Source organism: Candidatus Poriferisocius sp. (assembly GCF_965219815.1).
Lineage (GTDB): Bacteria > Actinomycetota > Acidimicrobiia > Acidimicrobiales > Bin134 > Poriferisocius.
The window spans coordinates 2605259-2632168 of sequence record NZ_OZ244791.1; the positions used below are offsets into that span (position 1 = coordinate 2605259).

Sequence of the window (26910 nt, forward strand, 5' to 3'; positions counted from 1 at the left end):
ATGCTTGAAACTGCTGGCTGGCCTCGTAAGCATGGGCGCCATGGAACAGGGTGACCTCGCTGATCAGCGTCGGATTCGGTTTGAGCCAGACGATAAGCCGCCGACTGCGCTGACGGCGGGGATGGGGCTTCAGTTCGCGATTCTCACCATTGCGGGCATTGTGCTCACGCCGGCAATCGTCATTCGGGCTGCGGGCGGCAGTGACTCGTATCTGATCTGGGCGGTGTTTGCGGCGGCAATAGTCAGCGGTGTCAGCACAATTCTCCAAGCGGTTCGGTTTGGGCGCATCGGGGCCGGGTACGTGCTGCTCATGGGGACGTCGGGCGCGTTCATCGCCGTATGCGTGGCGGCGTTGGTACAGGGAGGCCCCGACTTGCTGGCCGTGCTCGTGGTGGCATCGTCGCTGTTCCAGTTCTTGCTCGCCGCCAGGCTCTCGCTGTTCAGACGGCTGGTCACTCCCGTGGTGGCTGGCACCGTGCTGATGCTCATTGCGGTAACCGTGATGCCGCTCATATTCGACATGGTGAGCGCTTCGCCGGAAGGCAAGTCGGACTGGAGCGCGCCGACGAGCGCCCTGGTCACCATTCTGTTGGTGATCGCCATCGCGCTGAAGTCTTCCGGCAGCCTGCGCCTGTGGGCGCCAGTCATTGGCGTGGTGGCCGGCTCGATCGTGGCCGCCGCCTCTGGGCTCTACGAATTCGATCAGGTGAGCGATGCCGCCTGGGTGGGTGTGCCCGACGGCGGATGGCCCGGCTTTGACCTCTCATTCGGCTCGGCGTTCTGGAGTCTCCTGCCCGCCTTCGTGATCGTCACGATCATCGGGGCGGTGGAGACCATCGGCGACTCCGTGGCCATCCAGCGGGTGTCGTGGCGCAAGCCGCGAGCGGTGGACTACCGCGTCGTGCAGGGAGCGGTGGCCGCCGACGGAACCGGCAATCTGCTGTCGGGGGTGGCCGGCACGGTGCCCAACACCACCTACTCGACGAGCGTCTCGATCACCGAGCTGACCGGCGTTGCCGCCCGCCGGGTGGGTGTCGCCATTGGCGTCATATTCATCATGTTGGCGTTCTTGCCCAAGTTCTTGGCGCTGGTGCTCGCCATCCCTGACGCGGTTGTGGCGGCGTATGTCACCGTGCTGATGGCGCTGCTGTTCGTGGTCGGCATGAGGATCGTCTCCGAAGAGGCTTCGGACTACCGAAAGGGCCTGATCGCGGGCATCGCCTTCTGGCTCGGCGTCGGATTCCAGAACAACCTGATCTTCCCGGAATACCTGGACGGCTTCGCCGGCGGGCTGCTGGAGAACGGCATGACTTCAGGCGGCCTCGTGGCCATCGTGCTGACATTGTTCACCGAGGCCACCCAATCCCGCCGCCACCGACTGCGCACCAATCTGGCAATGCCGGAGCTCCCCGGCATCCAGGAGTTCCTGAAGGGCTTTGCAAAGCGCCATGGCTGGGCGACCTCGATGTCGCAGAGGCTCGACGCAGTGGCTGAGGAGACACTGGTCACCCTGCTCGAAGCCGAGCAGGCCGGAGACGCCCCCGATGACCGAACGCTGCGCGTCACGGCCAGCAAGCAGGACGGGCGGGCCGTGCTCGAGTTTGTGGCCGCGGCCCGGGGAGAGAACATCGAGGATCGTCTGGCGGTGCTCGACGAGCCGACGGCGGACCGGCCCGTCGAGCGCGACGTGTCACTGCGGCTGTTACAGCACTACGCCACCTCCGTGCTCCACCAGCAGTACCACGAACTCGAGATCGTCACCGTGCACGTCAACCCACCAGGCAGTGGTGTATCGCATGAATAGACGCCCGGAATTGGGATCTGTCGTTGAGACGACGAATGGGCCTATTCGGGGGACGGTCGTTGACACGCCCTATGGGCCGGTTTGCCAGTACTTGGGGATTCCGTATGGCAAGCCGCCACTGGGGGAGCGCCGGTTCTGCGCCCCTGAGGCGGCGGAGCCGTGGAATGAGGTGCTCGATGCGAGTGCTTTCGGGCCCGATCCCGTCCAAGCGGTCGATGGCCCCTACACCGGGGTGATTCCGGGGGCGGATGCGACTTCGGTTTCGGAGGACTGCTTGACCCTGAATGTGTGGGCGCCGTCCGAGGCGGATGCTGATCTGCCGGTTTTGGTCTGGATCTACGGGGGTGCGTTCCTCACCGGTGGAGGCTCGTTCCCGCTCTATCACGGGGCGAGGCTGGCGGCTGAGCAGCAGGTGGTGGTGGCCTCGGTGAACTACCGGGTGGGAGCGCTGGGGTTCATGGACCTGCGCCAGGTGCCGGGCGGGGAAGAGACTACGGCCAACTGCGGTCTCCACGATGTGCGGCTCGGCCTCGACTGGGTGGCGGCCAATGCGGGAAATTTCGACGGCGATCCGGGCACCCTGACCGCGTTCGGCGAGTCGGCGGGGGCGGGGTCAATACTGCATCTCCTGGGCAGTCCGGGCATCTCGGCGGTGCTGCGGCGAGCCATCATGCAGAGCCCCGGCGTCGACATGACCCAATCGCCCGACGTTGCGGCCACAGTGGCGCAAGCCTTCATGAAACATGCCGGGGTGGGCGACGTCGCCGGACTCCGGGAGATGGAGCCAGAGGCAATTTTCGAGGCCCAATTCCCGACGGTCATGGACATGTTTGCCACTGCGGGGGCCATGCCGTTCCACCCCGTGATCGACGGATCGCTCATCTCGGCAAAGCCGGCAGAGCTGCTCCAAGCGGGAACAGCGACCGACGTCGATGTGCTGATCGGCGCCACAGCCCACGAGCTGCGCCTGTTCCATCAGGAACTGCCCGAGGAGAGCGCCGAGCAGATACTCCATCACACGGTGAGCGGTCACATAAGCGAGAGGACTGGTACCGAGCCCTCTCCCGGCGACGTGAAGGCTGTAGTGGGGGAGTACCGCCAAGCTGCCGAGGGCACACCCTGGACCTCCGACTCCGACATTCTGACCGCCATCAACACCGATGTCTCCATGAGGGAGCCGATAGAGCGCATCGCCGACTTTCGGGCCGCAACTGGGGCAAGTACCTACCTCTACGACTTCCGGTGGTGCTCCCTGGCCGATCCGGATAAGGGGGCCTTCCATGCCATCGACTTGCCCTTCGCCTTCGACAGCTTTCACGTGGACGGCTGGCGCGAGTTCATTGGTGCCGACAACGCCGCCGAAGCGCTAGGCCGAGGCATGCGATTGGCATGGGCGGCCTTCGCCCGTACTGGAGACCCTTCAACCGCCGAGCTCGGCCCCTGGCCCCGCTACGACCTCAACCAGCGCACGACCATGATTCTCGACGACACCCCAACTTTGGCTTCCGACCCGTTCCAAAGAGAGAGGTCCATGTGGCGGTCAGCCGCCAGAGGGGACTCTCAGTAGATCTCGGGCACGAAGGTCTGGTCTGACATGGGAGGGCGCACGTAGCCGGTTCTGTCTTGGCGCTCGGGGAGCTCGACTTCCTCCCAGGGCACTTCCTCGTAGGGGATCATCGACAACAGGTGTGAGATGCAGTTCAGCCGGGCTGCCTTCTTGGAGTCGGCGTTGACCACATACCAGGGGGCCTGCTTGATGTCGGTGTGGGCGAACAGGGTGTCCTTGGCCTTGGAGAACTCAACCCACCGGGTTCGGCCTTCGATGTCGATCGGTGAGAGCTTCCAGCGCCGCATCGGGTCGTTGATCCGGTTGTGGAACCGGCGCTCTTGCTCCTCGTCGCTCACCGAGAACCAGTACTTGATCAAGATGATCCCCGACCGCACCAGCATCCGCTCGAACTCCGGACACGACCGCAGGAACTCCCGGTACTCCTCCTCGGTGCAGAAGCCCATCACCGGCTCCACCACCCCCCGGTTGTACCAACTGCGGTCGAACAGGATCATCTCCCCGGCGGCGGGCAGCTCGGCCACATAGCGCTGGAACCACCACTGGGTTTTCTCCCGGTCGCTGGGCGTGCCTAGCGCCACCACCCGAACCACCCGGGGGTTGGTGCGCTCGGCGATCCGCTTGATCACCCCGCCTTTTCCGGCCGCGTCGCGCCCCTCGAAGATCACCACCACCTTGAGCCCCTTGTGGCGGATCCAGCGCTGCAACCGCACCAACTCCTCTTGGAGTCGAGACAGCTCCCGCTCGTAGTCCTTCTTCTTGATCCTCGGACGCGGCTCAGGCCTCGGCGCATCCGCTCCGGCGATTCCCAGAACATCGTGGTCAGGTTCTGGACTCATGTCTTGAGGGTAGTTCCGGCACTATTTTCCGACAATAGGGTCAATTGATCGGGTTCGAGCCGCAGCGGGGAGACCCGACCAGTAATTCATGCCACGGGGTCATATGATCCCAGTCGCGGGTGGGTCCGTCGGGGGCATCAAGAGTCTTCGGAGGATCGCAAACCTTGAATTACTACGTGATAGCCGCCGCCGTTGTGGTCGGAACGGCGACGGGTGCCGCTTCGGTCTATTGGATAAACCGGGGGGTCGGTACCGGATGGATTGTCCTCGGTGCAGCGAGCGTCGGGCTCGGCTGCACAATGGTTTTGACCGCCGGCGCGCTGCTTGTCGCCGGACCAGATGCATACCTCGTGGTCCATGCGGTGTACCTGGCCCTTGTCATTGGACTGCCGCTGGCGGGTGCAATCGTTCTGGCGTTTGGCCGTCCGTGCTCGCCGGCCATCATTGCTCTCTGCGTGCTGTCATTGGCAGCGATTCCCGTCGGCGTATACGCCACTCATATCGAGCCGTTTTGGCTGCGGGTGGATGCAGTGAAGGTGGCCGTCGACGGGATTGGTGAGGAGGTTCGCATCGGCGTGCTGGCCGATCTTGAGACCACTTCGATCGGCAGCTATGAGAACGGCGTAGTGGATCGGCTGATTGCCCAAAGACCCGACATAGTTGTGATACCAGGGGATCTCCATTCACTGGACTCTGACCTGATCGATGAGTGGTCTCCGCAATTCACGGAACTGATCCAACGGCTCACCGACGCCGTGCCGTTCGTCTATTTGGTGAACGGCCATTCAGACACTGCTTCCGACCTTCGGCGGATCGCATGGGGAACCGGAGCCCGGGTTCTCGACAATGAGATCGAGACGTTTGAGCTCAAAGGAAACGTCTTCCATATCGCGGGAATATCCCTGCTTGACGATGTGTATGAGCCTGCCGCTCGAAGGGTGGCCGAGCGCTTCGCCCATGACGAATTCCCCGGTGTGCGTTTGCTGCTGGCCCACGAACCAGACGCGATTCTTCTGCTGCAAGGCAACTCCGTAGACCTGCTCATCGCGGGCCACACCCACGGCGGACAAGTAGCCATCCCCTTCATTGGACCTCCCGTCACTGCGTCGAGGGTGCCAAGGCAAGTTGCCGCTGGAGGTCTGCACGAGCTTCACGGCACCCCGACCTATGTGTCCACTGGAGTGGGGCGCGAGCGGGGCAACGCCCCTCAACTTCGATTCGGCGTCCGCCCGTCGATCGGAATCATCGACCTGGTGGCCGAGGAATGGCCTGAGGCCGGAACTGGCTAACGCAGGCTCTCCAGATCGGCGACGTTCATCACTCGGAGGGCGGGGGGGATGTCCTCCACTACCTGGTTGTAGCGCAGGCCCATGGTGCCGTGGCGGTGGTGGGCGGTGTCGATCCAGTTGGCGAAGCCGGGGTCCTCGTCGGCCACGATGATGCGGGCGGTGCCGTCGGGCTCGTACACCGCGCTGTGCTTGTTGACGGTGACCTGGAGCCACTCGTAGTCGAGCGACTCCTCCCAAATGTTGTTGAGCTGGAAGTTCCAGTAGTACGCCTCGATGGGCGGGACGTCTATCACCAGGGCCTGGCCCGGTTCGAGCGTCCAGTAGCCGTGGCGGAACAACTGGGTGGGGTCGCCCCAACCGCCCGGCTTGTCGTGAGTGGGTAGGAACTCAAGCGTGTTGGGCCGCTCCTGGAACATGTCCAGCCACTCGACGAACCGCCTGGCGATGCCGTGAACCTCCAACGCGGCCCGGGCCAGGCCCATGGTCAGCTTCTGCGCCGACAACGGGGGCACAGGATCGCTGGGGCCGTTGAGGCACTCGATTTGAAGCTCGGAGGGCCGTTCGGTGGTCCGATCGAGATAGAAGTTGCGAATGGCGATCTGGTTGGTCTCCGGCCCTGTCGGCAGCCACCGCTGACCGGGCTCCAGTTCGGGCTCGTTGATGCTAGCGATCACGTCCACGTACTCGTTCGGCTGGGGATGGTTGAACGCAAGGGCGCCCTGTCGGCCGGGGGGTGGCGCCCCTTGCCAGAAGCCGCCGGAGAAAGAGTTCAGGCTCAGGTAGTTGACGGTGCCCCGCGGTCCATGGATGCGGTAGTCGAAGGCGCCTTTGATGCCGACGCTCTGGTAGAGGGCATCGGGGTTGTCGCAGCCGATCTTCAGGTTGTGGGCTATCGGCAGGATCTGGGCATAGCCGGGCCCGTGGTTCTCAAGGCGCCCGAGGCCACCTCGGGTTAGACGGCTCAGATAGCGGAAGCCCTCCAGCCGGTCGAGTTCGTCGGTGCTGTTGTCGAGGATGATCTGGCCGGCTTCCTTCAGGTTGTCGCAGAAATCGGCCCAGACCTTGCCGTTGACTGCGTTCTCTAGGATCTCATCGCTCATCGGTGTTCGCCTCCTGCCGTAGCTGTGTGCCAAAAGGCTAGTGGTGCTCCTGGTTTTGGCTTCTAGCCGAAGCAGGGTGTGGCTGTGGCGGGTAGATAGCATCGGCTCGTGACCCAGAGCAGGGCAGAGCGGCGGTTGGCTGAATTGACCGAACGGCTGAAGCGGCTGCGAGCCGACCTGGAAGTGGCCGAGGAGCAATACCTGCACCTCGAGGACCTGGCTGAAGATGCCCGACTTCGGGCACTGGTATCGGAAACCCCAGCCGCAGAGCGCCAGCATCGCGATGCCGCCCGCCAGGCCGAGACCATGGCCCGGCATCGGGCCCGGCTCCGGGAGGAGATCGGCAGCTTGGAGGAGCAGCAAGACGATCTGCTGGACAGGTTCTATTCCGATGTCTGACCCGTCGGCCCAGCCCGGCTCCACTTCGGCGGCCGAACCGTCGGCCCAGCCCGACTCTTCGCAATCTCCCGATCCGGTGCGGATCGTGTTGGCCGAGGACGAGGCCATCATCCGCCTCGACTTGCGGGAGACCCTGGAGGAGGAGGGCTACGTGGTGGTGGGGGAGACCAGCCGGGGCGACCAGGTGCTCGACTTAGTGCGGGAGAAGCGCCCCGACGTGGCCATACTCGATGTGAAGATGCCGGGGACCGACGGGATCACCGCCGCCGGTCAGATTCGCGACGAGCAGCTGTGCGCGGTGCTGCTGCTTACCGCCTTCAGCCAGCGGGACCTGATTGCCCGAGCCGCCGACGCCGGCGCGCTGGCCTACCTGGTGAAGCCGTTCGAGCGGGCCGAGCTGGTGCCCGCGGTGGAGGTGGCCCTGGTGCGGTTCCGAGAGCTGGTGGCGCTCAACCACCAGGTGGAGCGGGCCGAGGCCCGATTGGAAGCCCGCAAGGCCATCGACCGGGCCAAGGGGCGGCTCATGGACGCGCTCGCCATGTCGGAGTCCGATGCCTACAGCCACATTCAGCACCAGGCCATGAGCGAGCGCCGTCCCATGGCCGAGGTGGCCGCCGAGATCGTCGAGATGGGCGACGACCAGCTGAGAGCCTTGAGCGGGGTCCGCGCCGATGGCTGAGGGGGGCGCCGCGGGCCAAGACCCGGGCACCGTCATGCTGGTGGACGGGAACTCGCTGGTCTATCGAGCTTTTTTCGCCGTGCCCGAGGACATGACCACTGCCAGCGGACAGGTGACCAACGCGGTGTACGGCTTCACCAGGATGCTCCTGACCCTGCTGCGCGACCACCAGCCCGACCGGGTAGGGGTGGCCTTCGACCGGCGCGAGCCCACCTTCCGCCACGAGCGGGTGTCCAGCTATAAGGCCAACCGCGAGGAGACTCCCGAAGCGCTGCGCCAGCAGATGGGCATTGTCCGCCAGCTGGTGGACACGCTGGGGATCGCCGCGGTGGACCACGTGGGAGTGGAGGCCGACGATGTGATCGCCACGCTGGCCACCCAGGCCCGCGACCGGGGTGAGAACGTGATCGTGGTGACCGGCGACCGGGATGCCTACCAACTGGTGGAGGACCCCCACGTTCGAGTGCTCTACAACAAGCGGGGGGTGTCCGACTACGCCCTCTACGACGAGGCCGGCATTGAGGAGCGCACTGGGGTGAAGCCGTCGGACTACGTGGCCTACGCCGCCCTGCGAGGCGACCCCTCCGACAACCTGCCCGGTGTGAACGGGGTGGGGGAGAAGACCGCGGCCAAGCTCATCAACGCCTACGGTTCCATCGACGAGCTGTATCAGCACGTGGCCGACCAGACCCCGAAGCTCCAGCAGAACCTGGACGAGGCCCAAGACCGGGTGAAGCTCAATTTGGAGCTGATGGAGCTGTTGCGAGACGTCCCGCTCGATCTGGGCGTGGACGATCTGGATTTGGCCCCGCCCAAGACCGCCGAGATCGAGGAGCTGTTCGACTTCTTGGAGTTCAGGAGCCTCCGCGACTTCGTGACCGAGGTGCTGGACGTGGATCTGGGCGGCGACGGCGACGCCGGTGGGGCATTGGAGGCCGCGGTGGAGACCATCTCAACCGCAGACGCCGCTGCCGAAGCGCTGAATCGGCTGGCCGATAGCGGCGAGCCGGTGGCCCTGGCCGCCGGCTGGGGCGATCCGTTCGACCGGAGCCAGCCCCATCGACGCCGGCTGCTGGGCCTGGCCCTGGTTGCCGACCGCGACGCCGGCCAAGCGGTGTGGCTGCCCTCCGAGCTGTTGGAATCCTCGGGCCACGACGCCCTGGCCGCATTCTTCAGCGCTGGCACCCCCTTCATGGGCCACGACGTCAAGCCGTTTGTGTTGTGGCTTCTGTCGCAGGGCATCGATGCCGCCGGGCTGACTCTGGATGCCCAGATCGCCGCCTACCTCCTAGACCCGGCCAGCGGGCGATTCGGGCTCGATGATCTGATGCGTACGCACACGGCGATGGAGTTGCCGGGGATCGATCAGCCCGACGAGGGCCGGCTGTTCGACGACGATTCCGGCGATTCGGTGGCGCCGGCGATGCAGGCCGGCCTTCAGGCCCTGGCCGTGTCCCACCTGGCTGCTCCACTCCTGGACGCCTTGGACGCCCAAGGCCTGAGAGGCCTCAACGATGACATGGAGGTGCCCCTGGTTCGGGTGCTGGCCCGCATGGAGCACATGGGCATCGGGGTGGACGTGGAGGGATTGACCGGCTTGCGCGACCGGCTGGTGGCCGACGCCGAGCGGCTTCGGGCGCTGGTGATCGATGCCGCGGGCGAGGGGAGCTTCAACGTGAACTCCTCCAAGCAGGTGGGCGAGCTGCTGTTCGACAAGCTGGGCCTTCCCCCTCAGAAGAAGACCAAGACCGGGGCCTACTCCACCGACGCCGGCACCCTGGAGAAGCTGCGGGGCGAGCATCCGGTGGTGGATGCGCTGCTGGACTACCGGGAAGTGGAGAAGCTGCGCTCCACCTATGGGGAGGGCCTGGTGGCCGCCGTGGGGCTCGAGCCCGACAACCGCATCCGGGCCACGTTCAACCAGACGGTGGCCCGCACCGGGCGGCTCAGCTCCGACGCCCCCAACCTGCACAACATCCCGGTGCGCACCGAGACCGGGCGGGTGTTCCGGGAGGTGTTCGTGGCTGCCGAGGGCTGCGAGCTGCTGGTGGCCGACTACAACCAGATCGAGCTGCGCTGCATCGCCCACCTGGCCGAGGATCCCGGGCTGATCCACGCGTTCGAGTCGGGCCAGGACGTCCACACCTCCGTGGCCGCCCAGGTGTTCGGCATCGAACCCGGCGCGGTGGGCATCGAGGAGCGGTCCACCGCCAAGATGGTGTCCTACGGTCTGGCCTACGGCATGGAGGCTTACGGCTTGGGATCGCGGCTGAACATCCCCACCGGAGAGGCCGCGGTGATCCTCGACGCCTACTTCGGGGCCTTCCCTGCGCTGCGGGAGTACATGGATCGAGCGGTGGCCGAGGCCCGAACCCGGGGCTACACCGAGACCCTGTTCGGGCGGCGGCTTCGGATTCCCGAGATCAACTCCTCCAATTTCCGGCTTCGCCAAGCGGCCGAGCGCCAGGCCATGAACGCCGGCATCCAGGGCTTGGCCGCCGACATCTTCAAGGTGGCCCTGGTGAGGCTCGACCACGCGCTCCAAGACCGGGGGTTCGCCAGCCGCATCATCCTCCAAGTACACGACGAGGTGATTCTGGAGGTTCCCGAGGGTGAGCACGACGGAGTGGCCGAGCTCACCGTGGCAACCATGGCCGAGGCCTACGACCTGAGGGTTCCCCTCGAAGTACACCTGTCGTCGGGGCACACCTGGGCCGACGCCAAGTAGCCCAGTTCCAAGCGTGCTGTTAGCATCATCGGGCCGGTTCAGGCTGCTGTGCCGCGCCCATTGTCCTATCCACTTCCTCCTGTGAGGCTCAACTCAACGTGTCCGACCTCGATACCGCCCCATCCCCCCAACCCGCACCGCCAGCCGCCACGGCTGTGATCGACGCCCCCGACGGTGTGGGAACCTTTGACGCTGAGGGGAACTACATCCCCCGCCAGATCACCGACCAGGACATCGAAGACCAGTTCTTGGACGACGCATACACCGCCACCATGGTCCAGGTGGAAGACGGCCAGATCGTGTCCGGCAAGGTGGTGAAGGTTGACCGCGACGAGGTGCTGCTGGACATCGGCTACAAGTCGGAGGGGATCATCCCCACCCGGGAGCTGTCCATCCGCAATGTTGTGGACCCCGGCGAGATCGTCACCCTCGGCGAGGAGATCGAGGCCCTGGTGCTCCAGAAGGAGGACAAGGACGGCCACCTGATCCTGTCGAAGAAGCGGGCCCAGTACGAGCGGGCGTGGGGCAACATCGAAGAGGTCAAGGAGAACGAGGGAACCGTCTCGGGCCCGGTGATCGAGGTGGTCAAGGGCGGTCTGATCGTGGACATCGGTCTGCGGGGCTTCCTGCCTGCCTCGCTGGTGGAGCTGCGCCGGGTGCGCGACCTCCAGCCCTATATCGGCCAGACTCTGGAGGCCAAGATCATCGAGCTGGACAAGAACCGCAACAACGTGGTGCTGTCCCGCCGGGCGTGGCTGGAGGAGACCGAGAAGGAGCAGCGCGAGGCGTTCTTGGACAACCTCAAGCCGGGCGAGCGCCGCAGCGGCGTGGTGTCGTCGGTGGTGAACTTCGGCGCGTTCGTCGACCTGGGCGGCATGGACGGCCTGGTGCACGTGTCCGAGCTGTCGTGGAAGCACGTCGACCACCCCAGCGCCGTGGTGCAGGTGGGCGACGAGATCGAAGTGCAGGTGCTGGAAGTGGATCTCGACCGGGAGCGCATCAGCCTGTCGCTGAAGGCCACCCAGCAGGATCCCTGGCAGGAGTTCGCCACCAGCCACCAAGTGGGCGAGCTGGTGTACGGCCGGGTCACCAAGCTGGTGCCGTTCGGGGCCTTTGTGCAGGTGGGCGAGAGCATCGAGGGCCTGGTGCACATCTCGGAAATCTCCTCCCACCACATCGACCTGCCCGAGCAGGTGGTGACCCCCGGCGAGGAGCTGTGGGTGAAGATCATCGACCTCGACATCAACCGCCGCCGCATCAGCCTGTCGATCAAGCAGGCCGCCGAGGGCGGCGTGGTGGCCGCCGAGTTCCAGGAGCACTTCGGCGAGCACGCCTACGACGCCGAGGGCAACTACATCGGCGCGATCAACGAGGACGTGGCCGCCGACCAAGACGAGGCCTGGGCCCAGTACTACTCAGAAGTGGGCGATGGCGCCCCCCCACCTGAGGACGGCAGCCCCGAAGGCGCCCCAGACGGCGAGGCTCCAGTTCTCGAAGAGCCTGTAGGGGGACCTCTAGGAGAACCGGTAGGAGAACCTCTGGGAGAGCCGGTAGGAGACCCGGTAGTAGAACCGGTAGAAGACCCGGTCTAGTTTCAGCTGTCCAAGGACATCCCCTGTCCAGGGGACTTTGAGCGCCGGCATCCACGCAGCATCCCCAAAGTCTGTGGGGCTGTTGCCTAGCCTGAGCGAATGCCACAAATCGGTCGTATCGCCGTTGCCCTGGTCGCTACCGCTTCGCTGGTTGCCTCGCTTGGGGCGCTGTCGGCTAGTGCCGAAGAGCATGGCGAAGAACAGAGCTCACAGAGCGACCGCGACACGCTGATTGCCCTCTACGAGGCCACCGGCGGTGACGGCTGGAACAACTCGAGCGGCTGGCTCGACGACGGGCCGCTGGGCGGCTGGTACGGCGTTACTGTCGACGAAGACGATCGGGTCACCGGCCTGTCGTTGGCGTCCAATGGATTGGTGGGGGAGCTTCCGGCTGGGCTCGGCAGCCTCGAGTACCTTGAATCGCTCGACTTGGGGAACAACGAACTGGTAGGCGAGCTGCCTTCCGAGCTCGGCGGCCTTTCCAACCTCGTCGAACTGGATATTCAGAACAACCGCCTGGAGCGCAACATTCCCGCTGAGCTCGGCGATCTTTCCGAGCTCACTGTGCTCGACCTCAAGTACAACGGCCTGTGGGGGGCACTCCCCTCCGAACTCGGCCAGCTCAGCGAGCTTCGCATCCTGGACTTGCGGGGCAACGTGTTGTCGGGCGAGATCCCCGCCGAGTTCGGCGATCTCTCCGAGCTCACCCACCTGATGATGCGGTTCAACGGACTGTCGGGGGAGATTCCCGGGGAGTTGGGCGGCTTGGGTCGGCTGGAGTGGCTGGATCTCAGCAACAACCGGTTGTCGGGGGAGATTCCCGGGGAGTTGGGTGGCTTGGGTCGGCTGGAGTGGCTGGATCTCAGCAACAACGAGCTGTCGGGGTCGATCCCGGGTGAGCTTGCCGACCTCTCCCGACTACGGCATCTGAGCTTGACGGCCAACGGGCTGTCGGGGTCGATTCCGGCTGGGCTCAGTCGCCTCACCGAGCTGAGGCACCTGTCGTTGTCGGCCAACCAATTGTCAGGGGGGATTTCCTACCGGCTGGGCCGGCTCGAGAACCTTCAAGAGCTGCGGCTCGGCCACAACAATCTCACGGGCCGGATCCCACCCGAACTGGGCAGATTGGGAGGCCTTCGCCAGCTGTGGCTGGAGGACAACGACCTGTCAGGGGAGATTCCCGCTCGATTGGGCAATCTGGTCGGGTTGAGGCAGCTGGATCTGCAAGGCAATCAGCTGTCGGGGGGCATTCCTGCTGAATTAGGCAACCTGACAAAGCTGAGGCAGCTGGATCTGCATGGCAATCAGCTGTCGGGGAGCATTCCCGCCGAGCTGGGCAATCTGGTGGCGTTGGAGGATGTCGACCTCAGCAACAACTGGTTGTCGGGCCCGATTCCTGAGGGCATCGCCACGATGACCGGGCTGGAAAGCCTGTTGCTGCACGACAACGTGTTGTCGGGGGAGATTCCTTCGGACATCGGCGGTTTGGGCCGGTTGGAGGTGTTGGATCTCTCCAATAATCGATTGTCGGAGGATATTCCGGCGGGGATCGGCGGCTCGACCCGGCTCACCGTGTTGGATCTGTCCAACAACCGGCTCACCGGGGAGATTCCGGAAGGTTTGGGAAGGCTGAATCGCTTGGAGTACCTGGACCTGCGGAGCAACCGGCTTTCCGGCAATGTGCCGGAAGGCTTCGCCCATCTCTGGTCGCTGACCCACCTGCTGCTTCGGGACAACCAGCTGTCAGGGGAGATTCCCCCTTCTCTCGGAGGACTTGAGAAACTCCAGTGGCTCGATCTGAGCATCAACTTCTTGTCGGGGGAGATCCCCGCTGAACTGGGACAGCTTGCCGATCTCCAGGCGCTGTATCTGAGCTACAACCGGCTCACCGGCGAGCTGCCCCCTGAGTTGGGCGAGCTGTCGAATCTGAAGCACCTGATGATCCGCCGCAACCAGTTGGAGGGGGATATCCCAGCTGAATTCGGCCAGTTGGCCGATCTGGAGCGGCTCAACCTGTGGGCCAATCAGCTCTCGGGGGAGATTCCCGCCGAGTTGGGCCAGATCGCCAACCTCACAAGACTGGACCTCGACGACAACGAGCTTTCGGGAGAGATTCCCGCCGAACTAGGCAACCTCGTCAAGCTGCGGGAACTGTGGCTGAACGGCAATCAGCTGACGGGAGAGATTCCCGCTGAATTGGGCAACTTGATCAACTTGAGGCGTCTGTTCCTAGACGGCAATCAGTTGACGGGCGAGATTCCCGCCGAGCTGGGCAATCTCAGCAGTCTCACGCGCCTGTGGCTGAACGGCAATCAGTTGACGGGCGAGATTCCCAGCGAGCTGGGAAATCTCAGCGAGCTGGCGTACTTGTATATCGGCGACAACCAGTTGACGGGTGGGATCCCCGCTGAGCTGGGCAATCTTAGCAATCTGACGCATGTGTATATCGGCGACAACCAGCTGACCGGCGAGATACCCGCCGAGCTGGGCGCTCTCAGCAAGCTTGTAAATCTGTTCATCAGCGGCAATCAGCTCACCGGCTGCCTACCCGCCGCCTGGGAGTCAGCCGACCTCAAAGGCAACGATCTAGAGCTACTCGACCTTGCGTTCTGCGAGGAGTGATGGTCTGAAGCGCCTCTTGGCCCGAACCAAGAAGAATTGGGGGAGCGACTGGTAGCATCGATTCGGTGAGCAGCTTGGGGGATGCAGCCTTTCGGATGGTGTCGTCGTTCGAGCCGGCCGGGGATCAGCCCAAGGCCATCGCTGCGCTTTCAGAGGGGTTGGAGCGGGGCGACCGGTTCCAGACGCTGTTGGGCATAACCGGATCGGGCAAGAGCGCCACCGTGGCCTGGACCATCGAGCAGGTGCAGCGACCCACCCTGGTGCTGGCGCCCAACAAGTCGCTGGCCGCCCAGCTGGCCAACGAGATGCGGGAGTTCTTCCCCGACAACCGGGTGGAGTACTTCGTGTCGTATTACGACTACTACCAGCCCGAGGCCTACATGCCGGCCTCCGACACCTACATCGAGAAGGACTCGTCGGTGAACGACGAGATCGACCGGCTGCGCCACTCCACCACCGAGGCGCTGTTGACCCGGCGGGACGTGATCGTGGTGGCGTCGGTGTCGTGCATCTACGGGCTGGGCGGCCCCGACGAGTACAAGAACCTGCTGTGCATCGCCAAAACAGGCCAGAGCTACGACCAGCGCGACCTGCTGCGGCGACTGGTGGACATGCAGTACGAGCGCAACGACACCAATCTGGTGCGGGGCCGATTCCGGGTACGGGGCGACGTCATCGAGGTCCACCCGGCCTATGAGGAGTATGTCGTTCGCATCCAACTGTTCGGCGACGAGGTGGAGCAGATCACCACAATCGACCCGGTGACCGGCGAGCGGCTCCACACGCTGAGCGAGGTCGTGGTGTTCCCGGCCACCCACTATGTGGCCGGCGACGAGCGGATGCGCCAGGCCATCGAGGGCATCGAGGCTGAGCTCCAAGAGCGGCTGGCCTATTTCGACAAGGAGGGGCAGCTGCTGGAGGCCCAGCGGCTGCGGATGCGCACCACCTACGACCTGGAGATGATGCAGGAGATCGGCTTCTGCAACGGCATCGAGAACTACTCCCGCCACATCGACGGCCGGGCCCCCGGGGAGCGGCCCTACACCCTGCTGGATTACTTCCCCGACGATTTCATCACCGTGATCGACGAGTCCCACGTGGCCGTGCCCCAGCTTCACGGGCAATTCGAGGGCGACCGCAGTCGCAAGAACACGCTGGTGGACCACGGCTTCCGGCTTCCCTCGGCAGTGGACAACCGCCCGCTGCGGTTCGAGGAGGTCATGGAGCGGGTGGGGCAAGTGGTATTTCTGTCGGCCACCCCCAGCGACTATGAGATCAGCGTCTCCGATCAGGTAGTAGAGCAGATCGTGCGTCCGACCGGGCTGGTCGACCCCGAGGTGCAAGTACGCCCCACCAAGGGCCAGATCGACGACTTGATGAAGCTCATCGAGGATCGCACCGAGGCGAGCCAGCGGGTGCTGGTGACCACATTGACCAAGAAAATGGCCGAGGACCTGACCGAGTACCTATTGGAGCTGGGGGTGCGGGTTCGCTATCTGCACAGCGAGGTCGACACCATCGAACGAATCGAGATCCTGCGCGACCTGCGACTCGGCGAGTTCGACGTGCTGGTGGGCATCAACCTGCTGCGGGAAGGTCTGGATCTGCCCGAGGTGTCGCTGGTGGCCATTCTCGATGCCGACAAAGAGGGGTTCCTGCGCAGCGAGACCTCGCTTATCCAGACCATCGGCCGCGCGGCCCGCAATGTGGACGGCCAGGTGGTCATGTACGCCGACATGGTGACCGACTCCATGAGACGGGCTATCTCCGAGACCCACCGGCGGCGGGGATTGCAGCAGGCGTTCAACGAGCAGCACGGCATCAACCCCCAGACCATCCGCAAGGCAGTCAGCGACATCCTGGCTGAGCTCCGCCCGGCCGAGGATGGCGTGCCCATTCCCGGCGGGGCCCAGCGCTCCCGTTCGATGGATCAGTCTCGCCGGCGCCCCGAGGTGATCGACTTGGACACCGGCGGCATCGAGCGGCTCATTCACACGCTTACCGAGGAGATGAACGACGCCGCCGCCGAGTTGAAGTTCGAGTACGCCGCCCGCCTGCGAGACGAGATCAAAGACTTGCAGCGCGACCTTCGGGCGATGGTCTGAAGCTGTCTTCGTCAGATCTCCCGGCCTACTCGGGCGCCGGCGTGGATGGCGGCCATGATGCTGTTGGTGCCGTTGACGTCGCCCACCAGGTGCATGTTGAAGCGGGGTGTGCCGGATCGCTCATCCATTTCGGAGCGCAGGTGATCGGCCAGCTCGTTGTTGCAGTCGTGATAGCTCACGATCACCACGGTGTCGGCGTCAAAGCTCCGTTCGGTGTAGGTGCCCAGGTCGCGGGCGATCACTGCGTCGGAGGTGATCGCCCGGAGCGCCACTGCGGGGGTGAAGGAGAACGGTCCGCTTAGCAGCCGTTCGCGGCTGGCCTCAACGGTGGCGGCTGGATACAGGATGGTGGCCCCTAGTTGTTCGTGGCGGCTGAGGAAGGTCACCTCGGCGCCCGCGGCCATCAGGGCATCGCACACCGATATGGCCTCGAACGTGCCGGTGTCGTCGTACACCACTGCTCGTTTGCCGATGGCGGCTCGGCCGCCGAAGCCCAGCACCTCCCAACTGGTGTAAACGTGGGGTAGGTCGGCGCCGGGGACCGATGTTGATGGCGCGGAGATCTGGAAGCCCCGGCGGGGGGTGGTGCCGGTGGCGATGACCAGCTCGTCGGGCCGCTCCTCGGCCACCACGTCGGGATCGACGGGGGAGCGGAGCTTCACGGTCACGCCGAGGCGGTCGAGCTCGTCGGCCAGGAATGCGGTGATCGCCCCCAGGTCGGACCGGGGCGGGGCCGAGGCCGCCATGCGGACCTGGCCGCCCAGTTCGCCGGTCATCTCGTAGAGGATCACTTCGTGGCCTCTCAGGGCCGCGGTGCGGGCTGCCTCCAAGCCGGCTGGGCCGCCGCCAGCCACGAGTACCCGCTTGGGCTCGGGCACCCGGTCGAGCGGCTCGAACGGCACTTTGGTTTCTTGTCCGGCCGCGGTGTTGACCACGCAGCGCATCTTTCCGGCCACCATGAAGCGGGCCACGCAGCCCACCGAGGTGCCGATGCAGGGGCGGGTCTCGCTTTCCCGGCCGTCGCGGGCCTTGGCTACCAGCTCGGGGTCGGCGATCATCCCCCGCACGATGGACACCAGATCGGCCATACCGCTCTTGATCAGGTGCTCGGCGTGGTCGAGGGTGGTGATGCGACCGGTGACGATGGTGGGAACATCCACCGCTTTGGTCACCACCTCGCTGGTGGGCACCTCGTAACCCAGTCCCTCGTCCAGCGTGGACAGCAGCCGGTGGAAGCGCCAGTACGACGACAGCGACACGTCCAGGAAGTCGATGTCGGGTTCCACCAGCTTGGCGATGGCGGCGGCTTCTTCCGGCTCTACCCCGCCTTCGATCTGGTCGTCGGCGGAGATGCGGATCCCGACGGGGAAGCCGGGGCTGGTCTCGGTTCGAATGGCGGCCAGGACCTCCCGCAGGAACCGGGTGCGGTTCTCGATACTGCCGCCATAGCTGTCGTATCGCAGGTTGGTGGCTGGGGAGAGGAATTGGCCGATCAGGTAGCCGTGAGCGCCGTGGAGCTCCACCCCGTCGAGTCCGCCCTGCTCGCACCGACGGGCCGCGGTGGCGAACGCCTCCACCAGCTCGTCGATCATGGCCTGGGTCAGCTCCTGAGGGACCACTCCCACCATCGGGCTGGGGATGGCGCTGGGGGCCAAGGGCTGCTGGAAGTTCTGGAGCGACCGCTGCTCGATGGCCGCGCCCCCGTGCCAAAGCTGCTGGAAAACCTTGCCGCCGGCGGCATGCAGGCGGGTGGCCATCTCCTCGTAGAACGGGATTACCCGGTCGGTGAACACCGGGATGTCGGTGGGCGATGAGGGATGGACTCCGGCGATCTGGAGAATGGTGAGCGCGGCGCCGCCTTTGGCCCGGGCCTCGTGGTAGGCAATCAGGTCCTCGCCGACCGCGCCGGTGCTGTGGGCGGCCCGGACGATTCGGTTGGGCAGCGTGCAGCCGCCGATGTCGAGCGGCTGGAACACGTTGGGGTAGGGCATGGGGCTATTCGGGTCCCTTTTCTCCGACTCTTTCCATCTCTCCTGTCTCAATTGTCAGCGCGGGCCGATAAGTTCACTGCGTGGCCGACGAGATCGTCATCCATGGTGCGCGTGAGCACAACCTGCGCGACGTCCATCTGACGATACCCCGCGACAAGCTCATCGTATTCACCGGCATCTCCGGGTCGGGCAAGTCGTCGTTGGCCTTCGACACCATCTACGCCGAGGGGCAGCGCCGCTATGTGGAGTCGCTGTCGGCCTACGCCCGGCAGTTCCTGGGCCAGATGGACAAGCCCGATGTGGACTTCATCGACGGTCTGTCGCCGGCCATCTCCATCGATCAGAAGAGCGCCTCCCGCAATCCCCGCTCCACGGTGGGGACCATCACCGAGGTGTACGACTACCTGCGGCTGCTGTTCGCCCGCATCGGCATCCCCCACGATCCCGAGACCGGGGAGCGCCTAGTGCGCCAGACCCCCCAGCAGATCGTCGACCGGGTGATGGAGATGGACGAGGGGGTTCGGTTCCAGGTGCTGGCCCCGGTGGTGCGGGGCCGCAAGGGCACCTACGACACGATGCTGGCCGAGTTGGCCTCCGACGGGTTTGCCCGGGCCATCGTGGACGGCGACCTGATCGAGCTGGACAACGGCATCGACGACCTGGACCTGGCCCGATACGAGATGCACAGCATCTCGGTGGTGGTCGACCGGCTGGTGATGCGGGAGGGCATCGAGCGGCGGCTCACCGAGTCGATGGAAACCGCCCTGGGTCTGGCCGAGGGCGTGGCCGAGCTGATGGTCATGCCCCAGGATGCCGACTCCGACGAGGAGCCCCAGACCATCACGTTCTCCCAGCACCTGTCCCGGCCCTCCGACGGCAAGTCGTTCGAGGAGCTGGCCCCCCGCAACTTCTCCTTCAACTCGCCCTACGGGGCGTGCACATCGTGCGATGGACTGGGGTCGGTGTTCGAGGTGGATCCCCAGCTGGTGATTCCCGACCCCGACCTGAGCCTGGAGGACGGCGCCATCGCCCCGTGGGCCAAGGGCCACAACCAGTACTTCAAGCGCCTGGTGGAATCGGTGGCCGAGGATCGGGACATCCCCATGGACCAGCCGTGGGGAAGCCTCGATCGCCAGCACCACGACCTGCTGCTCTACGGCAAGGGCATCGCCAACCAGCGCACCGAGGTCCGGTTCCGCAACCGCTATGGCCGGGTCCGCCGCTACAACGCCCGTTACGAAGGCGTGATCCCCTATCTCCAGCGCCGCCACAGCGAGTCGGACTCCGACGCCGTGCGGACCCAGATCGAGGGGTACATGCGGGAGGTTGCCTGCTCAACGTGCCAGGGTGCCCGGCTGAATCCGCTGTCGCTGGCCGTGACCGTGGACGGCCGCACCATCGACGAGGTGTGCGGGTTGTCGATCCGGGATTCGGCCGCCGCCCTGGCCTCGCTGGAGTTGTCGGAGCGCGACCAGGCCATCGCCGGACAGGTGCTCAAGGAGATCAATGCCCGACTCAAGTTCCTGCTCGACGTGGGGCTGGAATATCTGACTCTGGGGCGGTCGGCTGGCACTCTCAGCGGGGGAGAGGCCCAGCGCATCCGGCTGGCGTCGCAGATCGGCAGCGGCCTCGTCGGCGTGCTCTACGTGCTGGACGAGCCCTCCATCGGCCTGCACCAGCGGGACAACCGCCGCCTCATCGACACCCTGGAGCGGATGCGCGATCTGGGCAACACCGTGCTGGTGGTGGAGCACGACGAGGAGACCGTGCGGGTGGCCGACCACGTGGTGGACATCGGCCCCGGCGCCGGCGAGCACGGCGGCACTGTGGTCCACTCCGGGACGGTGGCCGGCCTGATGAAGAACAAGGGGTCGCTCACCGGCCAGTACCTGTCGGGAAAGAAGTCGATCCCGATTCCTGAGCACCGGCGGAATCCCGGCGACGACTGGCTCACCATCCGGGGCGCCCGAGAGCACAACCTGGCCGACATCGACATCGACATCCCCCTGGGCTGCTTCGTGACCGTGACCGGGGTGTCGGGCTCGGGCAAGTCCACCCTGGTCAACGACATCTTGTACCGGTCTCTGATGCAGCGCATCTACAAGTCCAAGATCCCGCCTGGTCTGCACAAGGGCATCGATGGCACCGAGGCCCTCGACAAGGTGATCAACATCGACCAGCAGCCCATCGGCCGCACCCCCCGGTCGAACCCGGCCACCTACACCAGCGTGTTCGACCACATCCGCAAGCTGTTCGCCCAGACCCCCGAGTCGCGGGTGAGGGGCTACATGCCGGGCCGGTTCTCCTTCAACGTGAAGGGCGGCCGCTGCGAGGCCTGCTCGGGCGACGGCACCATCAAGATCGAGATGCACTTTCTGCCCGACGTGTACGTGCCCTGCGAGGTGTGCAAGGGGGCCCGCTACAACCGAGACACCCTCGATATCGAGTTCAAGGGCAAGACCATCTCCGAGGTGCTCGACATGTCGTGCGCAGATGCCCTGGAGTTCTTCGGCAACCAGCCGGCCATCACCCGCCACATGCAGACCCTGGTGGACGTCGGCCTGGGCTACATCCGCCTCGGCCAGCCCGCCCCCACGCTGTCGGGGGGTGAGGCCCAGCGGGTGAAGCTGGCCTCCGAGCTGGCCAAGCGCCCCACCGGCCACACCATCTACATCCTCGATGAGCCCACCACCGGCCTGCACTTCGACGACGTCCGCAAGCTGCTGGCCGTGCTCAGCCGCCTGGTGGACCAGGGCAACACCGTGCTGGTGATCGAGCACAACCTCGACGTGGTCAAGACCGCGGACTGGATCGTGGACCTCGGCCCCGAGGGCGGCGACAACGGCGGCACCGTCGTGGCCGAAGGCGCTCCTGAGCTAGTAGCCCGCTCCGACCACAGCTACACCGGCAAATTCCTCCGCCCGGTGCTGGGCATCTGATTGCCCCACCGCAACGCGGGTCACCAAGCCCACGGGCGGACTGCTAGCCGAGTCATTAGGCTCCGCCTATGGATCGGCGCGACTTTTTGCGGGCCGCCGTTGTCGCCACCGGGGGCGCCGTCACCGTTCCCCTGGTTGGCAGTGCAGTGGGCGCCCAACCCGGCTCCGGGCCCTATGGGGCTCTCGACGGCATAGAGCCTGACGAGAACGGCATCCTCTTGCCCCCCGGGTTCACGTCTCGAATAGTGGCGATGGCCGGTGAGCCGGTGGGGAATTCCGACTACCGGTGGCTTGTCTACCCCGACGGGGCCGCCGTGTTCGACGACGGCGAGGGTGGCTGGTACCACACGGTCAACAGCGAGGTGTTCCGACCAGGTTTCGCGGGAGTTTCGGCCATTCACTACGGCCCCGACGGCGAAATCCTCGATGCTTACCGGTTGCTAGGGGACAGCAACGCCAATTGCGGCGGCGGGCCGACCCCATGGGGAACCTTCTTGTCCGGTGAGGAGGACTTCACCGGCTACGGGGTGATCTGGGAGTGCGATCCATCCGGCGCCAAGCCGTCGGTGTCCCATCCGGCGATGGGGATCTTCACCCACGAAGCGGCCGCGGTCGATCCCGATCGCCAACAGGTGTATATGACCGAGGACCAGTACGACGGGCTGTTCTACCGGTTCACCCCCACCAACTACCCGGATTTGAGCGAGGGATTGCTTGAGGCTGCCCGCGTGGAGGAAGACGGGAGTGTCACTTGGATTGAAGTTCCCGACCCGTCGGCCGCCGAGACGCTTACTCGCCAGCAGCTGCCCGGAGAGGCGACGGCGTTCTTGGGTGGCGAGGGCATCTGGTATCACAACGATGTCGTGTTCTGGGCGACCAAATTCGACAACATCATCCATGCGATCAATACCGCCGACCAGACCTACAGCCGGATCTACGAGGCCGACCCGGCCATGGTGTCGGAGGGAACCGCGATCCTCTCAGGGGTGGACAACCTCACCGTGGACGGAGGCAGCGGCGACGTGTATGTGGCTGAAGACGGCGGCAACATGGAGATCGTCATCATCACGCCCGAGGGCGAGGTCGCCCCGTTCTTGCGCGTTCTGGACCAGGACGGGTCGGAGATCACCGGGCCGGTCTTCAATCCCCGGCGCGATCGCCTCTACTTCTCCAGCCAGCGCGGTCAGGCCCCCAACAATGCCGAAGATGTCCTTCCCGAATCTGAGATCACGGGGAACTTCACCGGCATCACCTACGAGGTAACCGGACCCTTCCGCGGCATTGTGCCCGAAGAGCCGGAGCCAACACCGACTGCCGCTCCGACCGTCGTCACAACCCCAACCCCCACGGCCACATCAACTACCGCTCCCACAGCCGCCCCCACAGCCGCGCTCACACCGGCACCAACCCCGGCCCCCACGGCCGCATCAACCAGGGCAGCCACCCCCGCACCAACCGAAACCATCGCCGCCGCAGCCGACACCGGTGGCAACGGAGGAGGAGGCGGAAACACCGGAGTCTTCGTCGGCATAGGCGTAGCCGCCGCAGCCGTAGTAGCCGGAGCCCTAGTGGCGACCCGAAGAAGGCGCCCCGCCGAATAACCAGCCCCGACGGCGAGGTCCGTCCTCTGCTACTGGAACAAAGCCGAGGGCTCTCCGAAGATCACGTTCTCGGGGTCGAAATCAGGATTGGCCACCAGCACCTCGCACTCCATCCGGTCTGGATCCCGGAAGAACATGCTGAGCTTGCGCCCGAACACCGTCACGACGCCATCGGTCGCCCCAGACGCCATCAGCCGTTCTCTGATCTCTGAGAACTCCTCCAAGCTGGCCGCCAGCAGCCCGATGTGGTCGATCCGCCCCCTGCCGTACATCGGGATCTGGTTGTCAGCCTCGGTATTCCCCTCAATCTCAAACACGTTCAGCTCGCAGTCCGGCCCAATGTTGATGATGGACATACGCGGCCCACCCGGAAACTCCGGCCCGTCAAACTCAATCAAAGCCCCAAAGTTCTCCACATAAAACCGCTGAAGCCGATCCGAGTCCTTCGTAATAGTCGCCACATGGTCAATCCCCGCCGTCAGCATGCCTGCCCTTCCTCGTAGGGTTCATAGCCAAACCCTACGAGCTTGGATCTCTGGTTCATTGATTCGGTTGCCGCTGCCTTCTTGAGAAGACCTCAGTTCAGAAGGACGGAATTTCGTTGGGCTGGACGATATGTATCCACCCCGGAGTCGGGGAAGGGGTCGGGAGGCGGATTGACGCTGCGACGTCCAGTGTCAGATTCGCAAGTGACTTCCCAGCCGTCGTCATGGATGCTGTGATGGCACTTGTTGCACACCAGCACGAGGTTGGCGAAGTCGGTGGGCCCTCCGTTCCTCCAGAATTGGACGTGGTGGGCGAAGCACCGGTGTGCACTGGCCCCGCAACCGATGCACTCCTTGTCCCGATAAATCAAGGCGGCCCGTTGAGCGTCAGAAGCGGTGCGCCTCTTGCGACCCAGGTTCATCTCCTGGGTGGCAGTACGGAACACACCCGGCAGCAGGTCGGCGTCGCAGGCCAGTCGGATCAGCTCGCTAGTTGGGATCGGGCTGCCGTCGGCCAGGCGGGCGTTGACCAGTTCTTGGTTGACAACGTCGTAGTCGGCCACCACCATCAGCGCGATGCCCTTGGCCTTGCCCTTTCCCGGTTCAAGTATCAGCTCAGCCAGTGCGTCGGCCATCCGCTGCTGGGGAGTTCGCCGGCTCTTCGGATCCTCCGCATTCCACAACTCCCGCTCTTTGGCAGCTAGCACCGTGTCAATGTGAGCGCCGGTTGTGGGATCAAACTCCCCTGACAGCACGAACATCCCGGTCTCGCGGCTTACAAACGCCCTCGCGGTGCGGTTCTCACGTTGACGGTCGAAAATCGACTGCCCATCGTCGTCCGACATCTCCTGTTGGTGGCTTCGCAGCGTCTTGGCGAACTTGTCGTAGTTCTCCCGCTGCGCGGCCTCGGCCAGCACCGACTCGTCGATTGGACCCTCAGAAGCCGCCCGAGCAATCAATCGAGCATGACCCGCCGGGATCTCTCCAGCCTCCAACCCCGCCGAAGTAACCGGCAGTTCGGCCAATTGGGCTGAAGACTTCACGTCCCGGGTGGCCTCTCTGCGGGACGATTGCAGCTCTTCGCGCAAAACCCGCTCGACTGCTTCCACGCCGTGCTGATCCCGCTCGGCATTGACAAGGCGTGTCTTCCATCCGGCCAAACAAGCCTCAGCCCGCCCCACCGAAACCAAAGCAGCCCGCCGCTCAGCCCCCGACATCTCTGCCGGGTCTGTCACGGGCACCTCCAAAGTGACCTCAAACTCCCTGGTCACAGCCTCATTAGCCATGCCAGCGACTATACCCACCACCTGTGACAGTTGGTCTCCCACCACCTACCCCCTGCGGGATGACACGCAGCGAGATATGAGCTTGTCGCTCCCTAGGAGTAGTCTGAATCCCTCTGTATAGCCTGTGGATAACTCCGCAGCGGAAAGGGAGCGGTCATGGCTGACCGAACCGGCATTGAGTGGACCGAGACAACCTGGAATCCAACCACCGGCTGCGATCGGGTCTCCATTGGCTGTGACAACTGCTACGCGCTCACTTTGGCCAAGCGGCTCAAGGCAATGGGCAATCCCAAGTACCAGAACGACGGAGACCCCAAAACCAGTGGTCCAGGATTCGGCTTGACGCTCCACGAGTACCAGTTGGAACTTCCTTACCGGTGGAGGGCACCCAGGTTGGTGTTCGTGAACTCGATGAGCGACCTCTTCCACCCTGAGGTACCGCTGGAGTTCATCCAGAAGGTGTTCGCCGTAATGGCCGACACGCCACAACACACCTACCAGATACTGACGAAGCGCTCGCAGCGCCTCGCTGCACTCGCTGAAGAGCTGGACTGGCAAGAGAACATCTGGATGGGTGTGACTGTAGAAACGGAGCGATATGCCTTCCGGATCGACCATCTACGCTCAGTCAACGCCGCAGTGAGGTTCATCAGCGCTGAGCCCCTACTGGGCCCTCTTCCTGATCTCAACCTGTCGGGGATCAATTGGCTGATTGCCGGCGGCGAGAGCGGACACGGTGCCCGCCCTGTCGAGGAATCATGGGTTCGGGATCTTCGTGACCAGTGCATTGCCGCGGGCACTGCCTTCTTCTTCAAGCAGTGGGGTGGTCGCACTCCCAAAGCAAATGGACGCGAGTTGGACGGCATCCACCATGACGACATGCCAGACGGCTTAGTTTGCGCTGGCTCCTAGCCCCGAAAGAAGGAACCAATGAACAATCTCTTTAGCGATGAAGTTCTGGACGCCCTCGTAGTGGAGATCAATTCGGGACGATCCATTTCCAGGCCCAAGGATGCACTTTCCGAAGCGCGGGAATTCCATGGGTGGACATTGAATAAGCTAGAAGTATTTGACTTATATCTGAAGCTTTACCGGATAGTTGCGGGGAACGGTACCTGCATTGACGCATTTGCTGGCACAGGGAGAGGATTGTCCACAGGAAATGGAGAGACAGTACATGTTGATGGCTCGTCCCTCATCGCAGCAAAGAGCGGCGCATTCTCCAATTTACATCTGATAGAAAGAGATAATGCTAGTTTTCAGCTTTTGAACATCGAAATTATGTCGCTGAAGCCAAGTCAGCAGTCAAAAATACAGACGTACAATGATGACTGCAATTTGAAAATTCCAGATTTACTACAGGGAGGTAAGCTTGATCCTTCGAAGCCATGCTTCGCATTCTTAGATCAAGAATCGACTCAGCTAGATTGGGCGACTATTGAAGCGCTTGCGGGATGGAAGACGTATGAACCCCCGCCGACTGAAAGAGGTAGGCCAAAGGCTTGCAAAACTGAGTTGTGGATTCTTTTCAACACATATCAAGCAATCACTCGGTTATGGCCCACCGATCGACAGAAATACCCTGAGGCGTTCAGCCCCCAAACATTGGATAGAATCTTTGGAGGTCGGGAAGTCTGGTGGGATCTTTGGCAGGACGAACGGTCCTTTAGTGCTCTAGTGGAGCGGTATTGCGACCGGTTGTACGAGATCGGGTACCAGTATGTCCTACCTCAATTGATAAGGGATCCTGGTACTGGCCGCCCTCAATACCACATGATTCACGCGACAGACCACCCTAGTGCCATCTCATTCATGAGATGGGCGAAACGAAGCAGCGATGGCTATGAAAACCAGCAGCTTCTCGGCATGGAGACCTCCACGTAG

The 26910-nt window shown here is 64.1% G+C and carries 18 protein-coding genes; 13 read left to right on the top strand and 5 right to left on the bottom strand.

The genetic code is table 11. The features are described from left to right. Window positions 1–40 precede the first annotated feature (40 nt). Window positions 41–1804, top strand: a complete 1764-nt coding sequence (locus ACOQPI_RS12550; RefSeq protein WP_420619968.1) for a uracil-xanthine permease family protein — start codon at window positions 41–43, stop codon at window positions 1802–1804. A 10-nt stretch (window positions 1805–1814) separates the two neighbouring features. Continuing rightward, window positions 1815–3371, top strand: coding sequence for a carboxylesterase/lipase family protein (locus ACOQPI_RS12555; RefSeq protein ID WP_420619969.1), 1557 nt, complete (start codon window positions 1815–1817; stop codon window positions 3369–3371). Here the strand turns inward: ACOQPI_RS12555 and ppk2 are convergent. Next, window positions 3365–4210, bottom strand: coding sequence for a polyphosphate kinase 2 (gene ppk2 / locus ACOQPI_RS12560; RefSeq protein WP_420619970.1), 846 nt, complete (start codon window positions 4208–4210; stop codon window positions 3365–3367). The two genes, ACOQPI_RS12555 and ppk2, sit on opposite strands and share 7 nt — an antisense overlap. Before the next feature lie 164 nt (window positions 4211–4374). Here ppk2 and ACOQPI_RS12565 point away from each other — a divergent pair, with 164 nt between their 5' ends. Next, the gene (locus tag ACOQPI_RS12565) at window positions 4375–5499 is read left to right on the top strand and encodes a metallophosphoesterase (RefSeq protein WP_420619971.1); all 1125 of its coding nucleotides are present in this window, start codon (window positions 4375–4377) and stop codon (window positions 5497–5499) included. On the opposite strand, the gene ACOQPI_RS12570 is transcribed toward ACOQPI_RS12565, so the two are convergent. Then, window positions 5496–6599 carry a hypothetical protein gene (locus ACOQPI_RS12570; RefSeq protein ID WP_420619972.1) on the bottom strand — a complete coding sequence of 368 codons (1104 nt, stop codon included), beginning with the start codon at window positions 6597–6599 and terminating at the stop codon, window positions 5496–5498. The genes ACOQPI_RS12565 and ACOQPI_RS12570 overlap by 4 nt on opposite strands. 108 nt (window positions 6600–6707) lie before the next feature. Here ACOQPI_RS12570 and ACOQPI_RS12575 point away from each other — a divergent pair, with 108 nt between their 5' ends. The 6 genes from ACOQPI_RS12575 (at window position 6708) to uvrB (ending at window position 16724) form a co-directional block, all read left to right on the top strand. Next, window positions 6708–6998 carry a hypothetical protein gene (locus tag ACOQPI_RS12575; protein WP_420619973.1) on the top strand — a complete coding sequence of 97 codons (291 nt, stop codon included), beginning with the start codon at window positions 6708–6710 and terminating at the stop codon, window positions 6996–6998. After that, the gene (locus ACOQPI_RS12580) at window positions 6991–7677 is read left to right on the top strand and encodes an ANTAR domain-containing response regulator (RefSeq protein WP_420619974.1); all 687 of its coding nucleotides are present in this window, start codon (window positions 6991–6993) and stop codon (window positions 7675–7677) included. The genes ACOQPI_RS12575 and ACOQPI_RS12580 overlap by 8 nt, the downstream gene beginning before the upstream one ends. Next, window positions 7670–10405: a DNA polymerase I gene (gene polA / locus ACOQPI_RS12585; RefSeq protein WP_420619975.1), complete on the top strand. Its 2736-nt coding sequence runs from the start codon at window positions 7670–7672 to the stop codon at window positions 10403–10405. The genes ACOQPI_RS12580 and polA overlap by 8 nt, the downstream gene beginning before the upstream one ends. Window positions 10406–10611: 206 nt before the next feature. Further along, window positions 10612–11997 (top strand): 30S ribosomal protein S1, encoded by a 1386-nt coding sequence (gene rpsA / locus ACOQPI_RS12590; protein ID WP_420621035.1) that lies wholly within the window; start codon window positions 10612–10614, stop codon window positions 11995–11997. A gap of 99 nt (window positions 11998–12096) precedes the next feature. Further along, entirely contained in the window at window positions 12097–14619 is a 2523-nt protein-coding gene (locus ACOQPI_RS12595; RefSeq protein ID WP_420619976.1) for a leucine-rich repeat domain-containing protein, read from the top strand. A 95-nt stretch (window positions 14620–14714) separates the two neighbouring features. After that, window positions 14715–16724, top strand: a complete 2010-nt coding sequence (gene uvrB, locus ACOQPI_RS12600) for an excinuclease ABC subunit UvrB (protein WP_420621036.1) — start codon at window positions 14715–14717, stop codon at window positions 16722–16724. A gap of 11 nt (window positions 16725–16735) precedes the next feature. Here uvrB and ACOQPI_RS12605 read toward each other — a convergent pair whose 3' ends face one another. Then, window positions 16736–18715 carry an FAD-dependent oxidoreductase gene (locus ACOQPI_RS12605; protein ID WP_420619977.1) on the bottom strand — a complete coding sequence of 660 codons (1980 nt, stop codon included), beginning with the start codon at window positions 18713–18715 and terminating at the stop codon, window positions 16736–16738. A gap of 80 nt (window positions 18716–18795) precedes the next feature. Here ACOQPI_RS12605 and uvrA point away from each other — a divergent pair, with 80 nt between their 5' ends. Beyond that, window positions 18796–21654, top strand: a complete 2859-nt coding sequence (gene uvrA / locus ACOQPI_RS12610) for an excinuclease ABC subunit UvrA (protein ID WP_420619978.1) — start codon at window positions 18796–18798, stop codon at window positions 21652–21654. A gap of 68 nt (window positions 21655–21722) precedes the next feature. After that, window positions 21723–23255 (top strand): alkaline phosphatase PhoX, encoded by a 1533-nt coding sequence (locus ACOQPI_RS12615; RefSeq protein ID WP_420619979.1) that lies wholly within the window; start codon window positions 21723–21725, stop codon window positions 23253–23255. 29 nt (window positions 23256–23284) lie between these two features. On the opposite strand, the gene ACOQPI_RS12620 is transcribed toward ACOQPI_RS12615, so the two are convergent. Both ACOQPI_RS12620 and ACOQPI_RS12625 read right to left on the bottom strand, forming a co-directional pair. Beyond that, window positions 23285–23740, bottom strand: coding sequence for a VOC family protein (locus tag ACOQPI_RS12620; RefSeq protein ID WP_420619980.1), 456 nt, complete (start codon window positions 23738–23740; stop codon window positions 23285–23287). Window positions 23741–23832: 92 nt separating this feature from the next. Continuing rightward, the gene (locus ACOQPI_RS12625; protein WP_420619981.1) at window positions 23833–25026 is read right to left on the bottom strand and encodes a DUF222 domain-containing protein; all 1194 of its coding nucleotides are present in this window, start codon (window positions 25024–25026) and stop codon (window positions 23833–23835) included. A 156-nt stretch (window positions 25027–25182) separates the two neighbouring features. Between ACOQPI_RS12625 and ACOQPI_RS12630 the strand changes: the two genes are divergently transcribed. Beyond that, on the top strand, window positions 25183–25938 hold the full coding sequence (locus ACOQPI_RS12630; RefSeq protein ID WP_420619982.1) for a DUF5131 family protein: 756 nt from the start codon (window positions 25183–25185) through the stop codon (window positions 25936–25938). An 18-nt stretch (window positions 25939–25956) separates the two neighbouring features. Continuing rightward, window positions 25957–26910 carry a three-Cys-motif partner protein TcmP gene (tcmP, locus tag ACOQPI_RS12635; protein WP_420619983.1) on the top strand — a complete coding sequence of 318 codons (954 nt, stop codon included), beginning with the start codon at window positions 25957–25959 and terminating at the stop codon, window positions 26908–26910.